The organism is Streptomyces sp. NPDC102451 (genome assembly GCF_044765485.1).
Lineage (GTDB): Bacteria > Actinomycetota > Actinomycetes > Streptomycetales > Streptomycetaceae > Streptomyces.
Map to the genome: position 1 here is coordinate 573,683 of NZ_JBIWKD010000005.1, position 12,501 is coordinate 586,183.

The 12,501-nt window shown below is 67.5% G+C and carries 9 protein-coding genes; 6 read left to right on the plus strand and 3 right to left on the minus strand.

What is annotated here, in order from left to right; translation table 11 throughout:
- Positions 1 to 63: 63 nt before the first annotated feature.
- From mrdA to ACIRD8_RS15525, 6 genes are all read left to right on the plus strand, one after another.
- Complete coding sequence (mrdA, locus tag ACIRD8_RS15500) at positions 64 to 2,238, plus strand: penicillin-binding protein 2 (protein WP_403990680.1); 2,175 nt, start codon at positions 64 to 66, stop codon at positions 2,236 to 2,238.
- Positions 2,238 to 3,431 carry a rod shape-determining protein RodA gene (rodA, locus tag ACIRD8_RS15505; RefSeq protein WP_403990683.1) on the plus strand — a complete coding sequence of 398 codons (1,194 nt, stop codon included), beginning with the start codon at positions 2,238 to 2,240 and terminating at the stop codon, positions 3,429 to 3,431. The genes mrdA and rodA overlap by 1 nt, the downstream gene beginning before the upstream one ends.
- A gap of 68 nt (positions 3,432 to 3,499) precedes the next feature.
- Positions 3,500 to 5,053, plus strand: coding sequence for a CHAD domain-containing protein (locus ACIRD8_RS15510; protein WP_403990686.1), 1,554 nt, complete (start codon positions 3,500 to 3,502; stop codon positions 5,051 to 5,053).
- Positions 5,054 to 5,103: 50 nt separating this feature from the next.
- A complete protein-coding gene (locus ACIRD8_RS15515; RefSeq protein ID WP_403990689.1) occupies positions 5,104 to 7,032 on the plus strand; it encodes a TIGR03960 family B12-binding radical SAM protein in 1,929 nt (642 codons plus the stop codon).
- Positions 7,033 to 7,606: 574 nt separating this feature from the next.
- Positions 7,607 to 8,131 carry a DUF6879 family protein gene (locus ACIRD8_RS15520; RefSeq protein ID WP_403990691.1) on the plus strand — a complete coding sequence of 175 codons (525 nt, stop codon included), beginning with the start codon at positions 7,607 to 7,609 and terminating at the stop codon, positions 8,129 to 8,131.
- An 18-nt stretch (positions 8,132 to 8,149) separates the two neighbouring features.
- Positions 8,150 to 8,998, plus strand: a complete 849-nt coding sequence (locus tag ACIRD8_RS15525; RefSeq protein ID WP_403990694.1) for a helix-turn-helix domain-containing protein — start codon at positions 8,150 to 8,152, stop codon at positions 8,996 to 8,998.
- Positions 8,999 to 9,651: 653 nt separating this feature from the next.
- Here ACIRD8_RS15525 and ACIRD8_RS15530 read toward each other — a convergent pair.
- The 3 genes from ACIRD8_RS15530 to ACIRD8_RS15540 form a co-directional block, all read right to left on the minus strand.
- A complete protein-coding gene (locus ACIRD8_RS15530) occupies positions 9,652 to 10,641 on the minus strand; it encodes a hypothetical protein (protein WP_403990697.1) in 990 nt (329 codons plus the stop codon).
- A gap of 259 nt (positions 10,642 to 10,900) precedes the next feature.
- Positions 10,901 to 11,737: a recombinase family protein gene (locus ACIRD8_RS15535; protein ID WP_403990700.1), complete on the minus strand. Its 837-nt coding sequence runs from the start codon at positions 11,735 to 11,737 to the stop codon at positions 10,901 to 10,903.
- 133 nt (positions 11,738 to 11,870) lie between these two features.
- On the minus strand, positions 11,871 to 12,008 hold the full coding sequence (locus tag ACIRD8_RS15540; RefSeq protein WP_176724496.1) for a hypothetical protein: 138 nt from the start codon (positions 12,006 to 12,008) through the stop codon (positions 11,871 to 11,873).
- Positions 12,009 to 12,501 lie beyond the last annotated feature (493 nt).

A 12,501-nucleotide genomic window follows, 5' to 3' on the forward strand; every position in this document is an offset into this window, starting at 1 on the left:
GCCGTTTCCTTCCGGGGGCGACCCCCGTACCCCCACCCGACCCACCAGTACCGGGGGCATCCTGTGAGCAACATCCCGGAGACGGGCCGGACCCAGCGGGTCCAGATCCGTCTCGTCGTGATCCAGGTCCTCGTCTTCTCCCTGCTCCTGACACTCGGCGGCCGGCTCTGGTACCTCCAGATCCGCAACGGGCAGGAGTACACCGACGAGGCCAAGAACAACCACGTCCAGCAGGTCGTGCAGCCCGCCGTCCGGGGGGCCATCCTCGACGCGCGTGGCGTGCCCCTCGCCGACAACGAGACGCGCCTCGTCGTGTCCGCGAGCCGCACCGAGCTGATGAAGATGAAGGACGACGGCGTCGGTGTCCTCACCCGGCTGGCCGGGGTCCTCGACATGAAGCCGAAGGACGTCCAGGACAAGGTCCGGCTCTGCGACGCCAAGACCCCGCAGCCCTGCTGGAACGGCTCGCCCTACCAGCCGATCCCGGTCACCGACGAGGCCACCACCCAGCAGGCCCTCACGATCCGTGAGCGCGCCGAGGACTTCCCCGGCATCACGGCCGAACCCACCGCCGTACGCCGCTACGCCGCACCCGGCAAGGCCAACACCGCCCAGGTCCTCGGCTACCTCTCGCCGGTCACCGACGAAGAGGTCACCAAGGCCCAGGACACCGACTCGCCGTACCTCCGCTCCGACCAGGTCGGCCGCTCCGGCCTTGAACGCACGTACGACAAGGAACTGCGCGGCAAGGCCGGTGTCACCCGGTACGAGGTCGACAACCTCGGGCGCGTCATCGGCCAGGCGCAGAACGACGAGGCCGAGCCCGGTTCCAGTGTCGTCACGTCCATCGACGCCCGGGTCCAGGCCGTCGCCGAGTACGAGCTCAACCAGGCGATGGAGACGGCCCGCAAGGAGATGGACCGCAACACCAACGAGCTGTACAAGGCAGACTCCGGCGCCGTCGTCGTCATGGAGGCCAAGACCGGACGCATCGTGTCCATGGCCTCCCTGCCGACGTACGACCCCAACTCCTGGATCGGCGGCATCTCCGCAAAGGACTACGCCAAGCTCACCGGCAAGAAGTCCAACTTCCCGCTGCTGAACCGGGCCATCCAGGGCACCGCGGCACCCGGGTCGATCTTCAAGGTCATCTCCTCGACCGCCGCGGTCAACGCCGGATACGACTTCGACGGCAACTACCCGTGCCCGAGCTCGTACTCCATCGGCGGCCAGACCTTCAAGAACTTCGAGTCCCAGGGCTACGGCAGCATCAGCCTCGGACGCGCGCTCGAGGTCTCCTGCGACACCGTCTACTACGGCCTGGCACACAAGGAATGGGCCAAGGACGGCGGCAACAAGCCGAAGAAGGACCCGGCGGACTGGTTCTACAAGACCGCCCACCAGTTCGGGCTCGGCAAGGAGACCGGCATCGACCTCCCCAACGAGGTCTCCGGCCGCGTCCCCGACCGCCAGTGGAAGCAGGACTTCTACGACGCCAACAAGGCGTCCTGGTGCAAGCAGGGCAAGAAGGACGGCACGTACGTCGAGAAGATCGCGTACGAGGGCTGCATCGAGGGCAACAAGATGCGCGCCGGTGACTCCGTCAACTACTCCATCGGCCAGGGCGACACGCTCGTCACCCCGATCCAGATGGCGACCATCTACGCCGCGATCTCCAACGGCGGCACCCTGTACGACCCGACCGTCGGCAAGGCAGTCGTCAGCGGCGACGGCAAGACCGTCCAGGAGATCGCGCCCCAGGCCCACGGCAAGCTGCCCTTCAAGGCGGGCACGCGCGACAAGATAGACGAAGCCCTCGCGGGAGTCGCGACCCGGGGCAGCGCCGCCTGGCGGTTCGGCGGATGGCCCCAGGACAAGATCCCGATGCACGCCAAGACGGGCACGGCCGAGGTCTACGGCAAGCAGACGACCTCCTGGTTCGCCACGTACACCAAGGACTACTCGATCGTCATGACGATCTCCCAGGGTGGTACCGGCTCCGGAGCGTCCGGCCCCGCCGTGCGCAACATCTACAACGCGCTCTACGGGCTCGACGCGAGCGGCAAGCAGGACCTCAAGAAGGCGTTGCTGCCCACGCCCCAGAAGACCCTGCCCACGATCAAGCCGGACGGCCAGATCGAGTCGCCCAAGATCAAGCCGTACACCCCCGCGCCCGTCGACGACGGCACGCAGGCGCTCGCCGGCGCGCTTCCCGCGACCGTGGGGAGGCGTGACTGATGGCAGGCTTCTCCGTCCCGCGCTACGGCCCCGAGGAACGCTCGGTCTGGGCCAAGCTCACCGCCCGCGACTCCGTCGTGCGGCGGCTGGACTGGCCCCTGCTGGGATCGGCCGTCGCGCTGTCCTTCGTCGGCTCGCTGCTGGTCTGGTCGGCGACCCGGGGCCGTGAGTCCCTCACGCACGGCGACCCGTACTACTTCCTCTTCCGGCACGCGCTCAACACCGGCATCGGCCTCGCCCTGATGATCGGCACCATCTGGCTCGGGCACCGCACCCTGCGGGGAGCGGTGCCGGTGCTCTACGGGCTGTCGGTCCTGCTCGTCCTCGCGGTCCTCACCCCGCTGGGTGCCACCGTCAACGGCGCGCACGCCTGGATCCTCCTCCCCGGCGGCTTCTCCCTCCAGCCCTCCGAGTTCACCAAGATCACGATCATCCTCGGCATGGCGATGCTGCTCGCCGCCCGCGTCGACGCGGGCGACCAGCTGCACCCCGACCACCGGACCGTCGCCAAGGCACTCGGCCTGGCCCTCGTCCCGATGGCCGTCGTCATGCTGATGCCCGACCTCGGCTCCGTCATGGTCATGGCCGTCATCGTGCTCGGCGTGCTCCTCGCCTCCGGTGCGTCCAACCGCTGGGTCTTCGGACTCCTCGGCGCGGGCACGGCGGGCGCGGTGGCCGTCTGGCAGCTGGGCGTCCTCGACGACTACCAGATCGCCCGCTTCGCGGCGTTCGCCAACCCGGCACTCGACCCGGCCGGCGTCGGCTACAACACCAACCAGGCGCGCATCGCCATCGGCTCCGGCGGACTTACGGGCACCGGGCTCTTCAACGGCTCCCAGACGACGGGGCAGTTCGTCCCCGAACAGCAGACCGACTTCGTCTTCACCGTCGCGGGCGAGGAGCTCGGCTTCCTCGGAGCCGGACTGATCATCCTCCTGCTCGGCGTCGTCCTGTGGCGCGCCTGCCGCATCGCCCGCGGCACGACCGAGCTGTACGGGACGATCGTGGCCGCCGGCATCATCGCCTGGTTCGCCTTCCAGTCGTTCGAGAACATCGGAATGACGCTCGGGATCATGCCGGTGGCCGGACTTCCGCTGCCGTTCGTGTCGTACGGAGGCTCCTCGATGTTCGCCGTCTGGGTGGCGGTCGGCCTGCTCCAGTCGATCAAGGTGCAACGGCCGATGTCGGCCTGAGGCACCCGGACCGACCGGCACTTCGCTCCGCCCTGCATATTCCGGGGCATCGCGGATAGGTTCGTCATATGGCGGACTCGAAGCGTGAGGTCGAGCGGAAGTACGAAGCGACTCCCGAAACCCGGCTGCCCGACCTGACCCGCACGGCCGGGGTCTCGGCGGTCGTCCACCGCGGTCTCAGCGAACTCGACGCCGTCTACTACGACACCCAGGACTTCCGGCTGGCCGCGGACTCCCTCACACTGCGCCGCAGAACAGGCGGGGACGACGCCGGGTGGCACCTCAAGATCCCCGTCTCCACCGACGTCCGTGACGAGATCCGGGCCCCGCTCACCGACGCCCTGCCGTCCGATCTCGGCGAGCTTCTCCGCTCCCGGGTGCGGCACACCCCGGTGACCCCCGTCGTCCGGATACTCTCCGCCCGCGACGTCCACCACCTCCTCGGCGCGGACGGCACCCTGCTCGCCGAGCTGAGCATCGACGAGGTCCTCGCGGAGCGCCTCACGGTGGAAGGCCGCGGCATCACATCGGCCTGGACCGAGCTGGAGGTCGAACTGGCCGACGACGCCGACCCCGCCCTCCTCGACGCCGTCGAGCGAAGGCTGCGCAAGGCCGGTGTCCGTCCCTCGGCCGCGCCGTCCAAGCTGGCCAGGGCGCTCGCCGAGACCGCCCCGGGCCGGCGCCGGCGGAAGACGGGGAAGAAAAAGCCCCGGAAGCCGGCGGGAAAGTCCTCCCCGCGCACCGCGGGCGACCATGTGCTCGTCTACGTACGCCGACAGGTCGCGGCCCTCGTCGCGCTCGACCCGGCCGTACGCCGTGACCTGCCGGACAGCGTGCACCGCATGCGGGTCGCCACCCGACGGCTGCGCAGCGCCTTCAGGACGTACCGCGGCATACTCGACCGGTCCGCCACCGACCCGCTCCGCGACGAGCTGAAGTGGCTCGCCGCCGAGCTGGGGGTCGACCGCGACCAGGAAGTCCTCGACGAGCGGCTCCGGGCCCATGTCGGCCGGCTGCCCGACACCCTTCTCCTGGGCCCCGTGAGCGCCCGGCTGAGGCTCACCTCCGTCGCCCGGCGCACCGGTTCGCGGCGGCGCGTCGCCTCCGTGCTGGACGCCGAGCGCTACCTGGCCCTGCTGGACTCCCTGGACGCCCTCCTCGCCGATCCGCCGCTGCTCCCCGACGCCGCGCGCCCGCCGGGGGACGCGCTGCCCCCCGCCGTGCTCAAGGACTACGCACGCCTCGCCACCCGCGTCGGACACGCCCTGGAGCAGCATCCGGGCCAGGAACGCGACGTGGCCATGCACGAGGCGCGCAAGGCCGCCAAACGCGTCCGATACGCCGCCGAGGCCGCCAGGCCCGCCCTCGGGAAGCCGGCGAAGAGGTTCGCCAAACGGATGAAGTCCGTGCAGTCGGTCCTCGGCGACCACCAGGACAGCGTCGTCGCCAGGGACGCGCTGCGCACCCTGGCGGTCCAGGCCCACGGCGCGGGGGAGTCGGCGTTCACCTGGGGCCTGCTGTACGGCCGTGAGGAGGCAGCGGCGGCGGAACGGGAACGTGAACTGCCCGAGGTCTGGGCGCGGGCGTCCCGGCCGGGACTGCGGGCGGCGCTGAAAGGCTGAGCACCGGGTTACGCTTGATGGTCACCCCTGCCAGCTACGAAGGTCCTCAGATGTCTGCCGAGTCGGTCTTCCCGCAGCTCGAAGCGCTCCTCCCGCATGTGCAGAAGCCCATTCAGTACGTCGGCGGTGAGCTGAACTCCACCGTCAAACCGTGGGACGAATGCGACGTCCGCTGGGCACTCATGTACCCGGACGCCTACGAGGTCGGACTCCCCAACCAGGGCGTCATGATCCTCTACGAGGTGCTCAACGAGCGCGAGGGCGTCCTCGCCGAGCGCACGTACAGTGTGTGGCCGGACCTCGAGGAGCTGATGCGCGAGCACAAGGTGCCCCAGTTCACCGTGGACAGCCACCGCCCCGTCGGCGCCTTCGACGTGTTCGGCCTCAGCTTCTCCACCGAGCTCGGCTACACCAACATGCTCACGGCCCTCGACCTCGCGGGCATCCCGCTGGAGTCCAAGGACCGCACCGTCGACCACCCGATCGTGCTGGCGGGCGGCCACGCCGCGTTCAACCCCGAGCCGATCGCGGACTTCATCGACTGCGCGGTCATCGGCGACGGCGAGCAGGCCGTCCTGGAGATCACCGAGATCATCCGCGCCTGGAAGGCCGAGGGCCGCCCCGGCGGCCGCGAGGAGGTGCTGTTCCGCCTCGCGAGGACGGGCGGCGTCTACGTCCCCGGCTTCTACGACGTCGAGTACCTCCCCGACGGCCGCATCGGCCGTGTCGTGCCCAAGAAGTCCGGCGTGCCGTGGCGCGTGTCCAAGCACACCGTCATGGACCTCGACGAATGGCCGTACCCCAAGCAGCCGCTCGTCCCCCTCGCCGAGACCGTCCACGAGCGGATGTCCGTCGAGATCTTCCGCGGCTGCACCCGCGGCTGCCGTTTCTGCCAGGCCGGCATGATCACGCGCCCCGTGCGGGAGCGAAGCATCACCGGCATCGGCGAGATGGTGGAGAAGGGGCTCAAGGCCACGGGCTTCGAGGAGGTCGGCCTCCTGTCGCTCTCCTCCGCGGACCACACCGAGATCGGTGACATCGCCAAGGGCCTCGCCGACCGGTACACGGACGACAAGATCGGCCTCTCGCTGCCCTCGACCCGCGTCGACGCGTTCAACGTGGACCTGGCCAACGAGCTGACCCGCAACGGCCGCAGGTCCGGCCTCACCTTCGCCCCCGAGGGCGGCTCCGAGCGGATGCGCAAGGTCATCAACAAGATGGTCTCGGAGGAGGACCTGATCCGCACGGTCTCCACCGCGTACGGCAACGGCTGGCGCCAGGTGAAGCTGTACTTCATGTGCGGCCTGCCCACCGAGACCGACGAGGACGTCCTCCAGATCGGCGACATGGCGGTCAACGTGATCGCCAAGGGCCGCGAGGTCTCCGGGCAGAACGACATCCGCTGCACCGTCTCCATCGGCGGATTCGTGCCCAAGCCGCACACCCCCTTCCAGTGGGCCCCGCAGCTCAGCGCCGAGGACACCGACGCCCGGCTGAAGAAGCTCCGGGACAAGATCCGCGACGACAAGAAGTACGGCCGCTCCATCGGCTTCCGCTACCACGACGGCAAGCCCGGCATCGTCGAGGGCCTGCTCTCCCGCGGTGACCGCCGGGTCGGCGCCGTCATCCGCGAGGTCTACGAGTCCGGCGGCCGCTTCGACGGCTGGCGCGAGCACTTCAGCTACGACCTGTGGATGAGGAGCGCGGAGAAGACGCTGCCCGCCTTCGGCGTGGACGTCGACTGGTACACCACCCGCGAGCGGACGTACGAGGAGGTCCTGCCCTGGGACCACCTGGACTCCGGCCTCGACAAGGACTGGCTCTGGGAGGACTGGCAGGACTCGCTCGACGAGACCGAGGTCGAGGACTGCCGCTGGACGCCGTGCTTCGACTGCGGTGTGTGCCCGCAGTTCGACACATGGCCACAACTGAGCGAGAGCGGTAAGAAGATGCTTCCGCTGACAGTCAAGAAGCCCTAGTGACCAGCGGAGATGCCGTCCGTCGGATGGCTGAGTCGCTCGCAGGCATGACCGATGCGGAGCGGGCCGAGATCCTTCGAGGGCTCGGGGCGAGAGAGCGTGAGCAGGCTTCGCGCACGCTGCGGCGAACGCCGCTCCCTGCCCCTCGACACGACGGCGGGCGCATCGTCTCGGCCGTGGAGTGGGTGTAGGTAGGTAGAGGGCGTCCGGCCCGTACAGAGCCGGACGCCTTTTGCATGCACTTCCCAGGACGCAGCCGCCCCTGGCCCCGATGGGGTGAACACGCCCCCTTGACCAGCACAGTCCGGCAGGGTGAGGGTCGTGCAACCAGGCGCAACGCGCTCGACAGGGAGGGACCTCATGGCCTTACGGTTCGTTGGTAAAGATCCTGAGTCCGGAGATCACGGATCGCCTGCTGTGTGGGTGGACCAGGAGTCGAAGGATCTCGTGATCCAGGGGTGGACAGCAGACGAGCAGACCACGGGTGAAAGCTCGCAGGATGTTCTGATCCCTGGGCATGAGTCGGTGATCAGGGTTCCGAAGCGGATGGTCCCGCTTCTCAGGGAGGCGCTTCGTGTCGCAGAGTCTGACTGACTTCTCTGACCTCATCAGGTCAGTGCGGGAGTCAGCCGTGCACCTGGAGATGCGCGACGGGTACGGCGTGGACAACGAGATCGAAGGCTTCTCCGCATGGAAGCAGGGGCACCGGCTGAACCCGGATGACCGGGCCTCATGGTGGCGTCCCTGGCTTGACCTCGTGCAGGAGGTGACGGCAAAGGGAGTGCTGATCCGACGGGCCCGCATCGTGTCCGAGCCGGTCAGCGACTACATCGCCTTCGAGCACTCAGGCACCTTCACGAACCTGGCGGCCGGCGAGCAGATTCGTTGGCTGCCCCGTCGCAGTGCCTCGGACCTTGCCTTGCCGGGCAACGACTTCTGGCTGTTCGACGGCAAGCTGGTCCAGTTCAACATCTTCGACGGGATCGGCCGGTGGGTTCACACCGACCAGACGGAAGATCCTGATGTAGCCAAGCTGTGCACGTCGGCGTTCGAAGCGGTGTGGGAGCGAGCTGTCCCGCACGAGAAGTACGCCGTCTGATTCCTGACCGGTGAGCTCATGCCTTCCTCTCCACTCTCCAGCGCCCAAGCGGCGCGAGCCGCTGTGGCTGCCCGCTTGCAGGGCCTCATGCAAGACGCTGGGCTCACGGGGCATGAGCTGGCCGCTCGGTGTGGATGGCACAAGTCGAAGTCGTCGCGGATCGCACGCGGCAAGACGCCGCCCTCGGACGCTGACATCCGGGCTTGGTGCGTTGCCTGCGGGGCCGATGATCACGCGGCCGATCTGATCGCTGCGTCTCGCAACGCAGAATCGATGTACGTCGAGTGGCGGCAGATCCATCGTGACGGGATGCGGCGAGTTCATGAGCAGACTGTCCCGCTGTACCAGCGGACCCGCTCCTTTCGCGTGTACGCCTCGAACGTCATGCCGGGGATGCTCCAGACGCCCGGCTACGCGACGGGACTTCTGCGGTCCATCACGACCTTCCAGGGAACCCCGGACGACGTGGCCGACGCGGTGCAGGCTCGAACCCAACGGTCCCGCGTGATCCGGGAGGGGGATCATCGGTTCGCGCTGGTACTCGAAGAGACGGTTCTCTACTACCGGTTGAGCAACGATGCCGCGATGGCGGCCCAGCTCGAACACGTGCTCTCGGTGATGAGGCAGCCGAACGTATCCCTCGGCATCATCCCCGCGCGTGCTTGTCGAACCGTCTGGCCGCTCGAAGCCTTCTACGCCTTCGACGACAACCAGGTAGCGGTGGAGACCCTCACGGCAGAGATCAACCTGACCACACCCGGCGAGATCCGTACGTACCTCCGAGCGTTCTCCGAGCTGTCTCGATCCGCAGTGCGCGGAGCCGAAGCCCGCGCCCTGATCACGAAGGCTCTCGCTGCCCTCGGGTGAATCCGTGCAACCGCGTGCAACCGCGTGGACCCCTCGCAACGCTGCTGCCTACGGTCTGTACATCGACATCAGAAGTGGGACGGGAAGGCGTGCGATGTGAGCGAGAGGCAGACGACGATGACCGGACCGGTACACCTGGCCCTACCCCCTCCGCCCCCGAAACCGGCGGCTGGCTGTGGTGTCTGTGAGGCGCTGGTCATACAGAGACAGACAGCACGGGACAGGGGTGACCTGTCGGCGGCGACGGATGCCGATGTGGAGATCAGCAACCACCCCCACAAGACGCGGCGGCCAAGGTGAAAGAGGCTCTGCTCCGGTACGTGCTGCACCGGATCAAAGAGCATCCGGATACCGAAGTGACGTACGAGGCTGAGTGCTTGTGGTGCAAGTGGACGGCGCAGCCGTCGACAGACTCCGAAGCGGTCGACGTCGAGTGCATGAGCCATACCGGCCGTAGTGGGCACAGAGGGTTCCGGCGCATCCGTACGTCGTTCGCCATGGTGGTGCGCGCCGAGTAGGTACAGGCTCTTGCCCCTCCCATGATCGCGGCGGCGCGAGACGGTAGGGGCAGGGTTCAGGCGAGACAGATAGGCCGCTCGTAACGTTCAGGGGCCTATCCTCCAGCAGGCAGGGCTGCCAGCCCTCGTGTGGTGTCAGCCCTGGTCTTCCCAATCTGTCGCGCAGAACCGGGCTGCGCTGATGAGAGAGTCCCCCGCTCGGGTGACGCGGGAGTACATGTTGAAGTCGTACAGGCCGATGTCGCCGCCACAGCCGAAGGTCAGTCCCAGCTCGTGAGTCTCGATGTGCTGCAACAAGGCTGCGTTGACCGAGGAAGGTGTCATGCCGATGAGCCGGATACCGGCGTAGACCACCTGGGGCCCAGTGCGCCCGTGCAGATCCACGGCTCCCAGGACCGGCACGCCTTCCTGGTACCAGTAGTGCGCACTGACCCCTGCTCTATCAAACCGTTCCTCGGTCAACGTCCACGGCCAGCTTTCCCCATGCCACCAGTGAGCGAACTCCCCCTGCCGCCCAGCCGGCGCTTCGCCGTCCAGCGCGGCCGAAACCTCCAGCGGGCTCATCCCGAACCGTAGAGGCCCGACCGATCTCAGCGGCGTCCACTCCCAGAGTGGTCGGTCATGATCGTCTGTTACTGGCCAGGTGCCGTTGCTCTTCTCCTGCTCCCGAACGTCCTGCCAGTGGATGACCGGCACAGCTGCGTACGGGTCTTCAGCCAGCTCGGGGTTCACGAGCAGGGTAGAGGTGATGACCGCGTCCTGGCGCTGCAACTCCCTCTCGGGCGATGTCTGCCATTTCTGCGCAGTACTCATGGACACTCCCCATGCAGCGATCTCTGGATCACCGCTCCAGTTCAAACGAACCGAGACCCCTTCCCGGCGCGCGAGTTCGTGGATGTCTGAGCGGACTTCGGACGGAACTCGGCCTATCAGCTCGACATTCCCCAACCGCACGAGAGGGCCGTCAAGGGCGTTGATCGCCACGGCGACCAGCAACATCCCTTGCTTGTAGATTCCGGTAACCCCGAGATCGCCGTACGGTACCCAGAACTCACCGTCGGCCGAGACCTGCCCACCGCCGTCGGCGACCCCGCCCAAGGCCGCCCTGACCTCGTCGGAGTCCATCCCGAACCGCAAGGGCCCCACTCCCACCAAGGGGTCAAGCACCCATCGCGTCCGCTCCTCGGGCCTTCTGTCCCACCAGCTCATCCCAACCCCATGTTCGAACCGAGATCCCCGCTACGGCCTGCGGAATCTTGATCGTCACTCTAAGTGAGGCTTGCGACGCAGCGGTCGTTGGTGCCGCATCTGCCGCCGGTACCGGTCGACCTGGCGACCTCCTCGCGTCACGAATCCGACTTCTGCGCGGTGCTGTACGCCCTCCTCAGGCGCTTCCTCCCAGGTGGCGGTAAAGGGTGGCTCTGGAGACCCCCAGCGCCTTAGCGATGGCGCTGACACTCTCTCCCTTCGCGTGCCGGGCACGGGCAACGGCTAGTTTGTCGTCGTCCACCACGGTCGGGCGTCCTCCGTGGTTGCCCTTGCGGGCCGCAGCGTCGAGCCCTTCCAACGTCTTCTCCCGGATGCCTTCCCGCTCGACCTCTGCACTGACAGCGAGCACGGCGAACACGATGGCACCCGCGCCGTTCGGGTCGTATGCTCCCTGGAGGGGGCCGGAGAGGAGTTCCAGTTGGATGCCGTCTGCTTGAAGGGTGGACGACAGGGACATCAGCTCTGCCGCACTGCGGGCAAGACGCTTCATCTCAACCACGGTGAGGATGACCGGCTGGTTCGGTGCTGCCTGCTTGAACTCGCGTGCCAGCGTGAGCGCCTTCTCAAGCTCCGGCCGTTCCTTCACACGGGTACTGATCTTCTCGGAGAACACGCGGGTGCACTGCGCTCCGGCAAGGGCGTCCAACTGGGACTGGAGTTCCTGCCCCACGGTCGAGCATCGGGCGTATCCAAGCCGGATCGCTGCGCCCGGTGTTCCTTCGGGTGCCTGTGCCACGGGTGCGCCCGCAGTCCACGGCTTGCCTGGGTTGCGGTCGGCCGGAGCCTTCACGGTCAGTTCCGCTTTGAGCGCGGGCACCAGGGTGAAGCGGCCTGTGTGGTAGTTCGCTGCGACCTTGCCCGCGCCGGTACGGCAGGGGCTTCCTGCGGGTGCCTGGCACTTCGGGCAGGCGTGGCGCTCGACCTGTTCGGCCGGGGTGATCGTCTTAGTCATGACTGGACCGTCTCATAAACGTGTCTCGAAAGCTAGCGGTGAGACAGATCTTTTGAGACGGGTTTCGAGACGGCGCAACGGGCGTGAAACGGACACTGCTCGCACGCTGGCCGACTGTCTCACTAACGATGGTTTACGAGACGCTCTGGTCGTCGCCCTTGCCGCCTGGTCCCTGCTCCAGCCCCATAAGGCGGAGGATCTCGTCCACCTGCTCATCGCTGAGCTTGGGCGCTCGCGCCAACCAGTACTCCAGCCACTCGTTCACAGTCATGACAGGACAACGCGATAGTGCCGTGAGCGTCACGCCCGTGGCTTACGCCGACGGCGAAGGGGTGGGGGTGTGACCCCCTGAGGGGGCAAGCTCGGATCGCCTAGTCTTAGCAGCTCAGATCCTGCCACGGTTTCAGGGTCTTTCAGGCTAGCCCTGCGCCTTCGCCGGCTGCGAGATATTGCCAGGTCACAGCCTTACGTCCGCCCTCATGGCAGCGGCGGCACAGTGCAGAGAGTAAAGACTTTCGTCCTTGCCCTGACGCCTTCACCAGGTGGCCGCGTAGCGGCCCAAGGAAGCTAGCGCCTGACTCCTGGGCTTCTCTCTATGGGGGCGCGGTAGCGCCCCACTGAGCTTGCTCCCCGGAAGATTTCAAGTCCAGTGAGACGGTCGTGATGCTATGAGGTTTGTGGTGCGGGTTCGCCGCGCTTGGCCGGGTCGTTGATCCATGCCTGCTGGGGTATCCGGGGCGGTTGGGGGCGGCGGCCGAAGCGTT

What these genes read in the sequence shown, in the direction of transcription:
- rodA (WP_403990683.1), top strand. Translation starts at nt 2,238, where the DNA reads ATGGCAGGCTTCTCCGTCCCGCGCTACGGCCCCGAGGAACGCTCGGTC.
- ACIRD8_RS15510 (WP_403990686.1), top strand. Translation starts at nt 3,500, where the DNA reads ATGGCGGACTCGAAGCGTGAGGTCGAGCGGAAGTACGAAGCGACTCCC.
- ACIRD8_RS15515 (WP_403990689.1), top strand. Translation starts at nt 5,104, where the DNA reads ATGTCTGCCGAGTCGGTCTTCCCGCAGCTCGAAGCGCTCCTCCCGCAT.
- ACIRD8_RS15525 (WP_403990694.1), top strand. Translation starts at nt 8,150, where the DNA reads ATGCCTTCCTCTCCACTCTCCAGCGCCCAAGCGGCGCGAGCCGCTGTG.
- ACIRD8_RS15530 (WP_403990697.1), bottom strand. Translation starts at nt 10,641, where the DNA reads ATGGACTCCGACGAGGTCAGGGCGGCCTTGGGCGGGGTCGCCGACGGC.
- ACIRD8_RS15535 (WP_403990700.1), bottom strand. Translation starts at nt 11,737, where the DNA reads ATGACTAAGACGATCACCCCGGCCGAACAGGTCGAGCGCCACGCCTGC.
- ACIRD8_RS15540 (WP_176724496.1), bottom strand. Translation starts at nt 12,008, where the DNA reads ATGACTGTGAACGAGTGGCTGGAGTACTGGTTGGCGCGAGCGCCCAAG.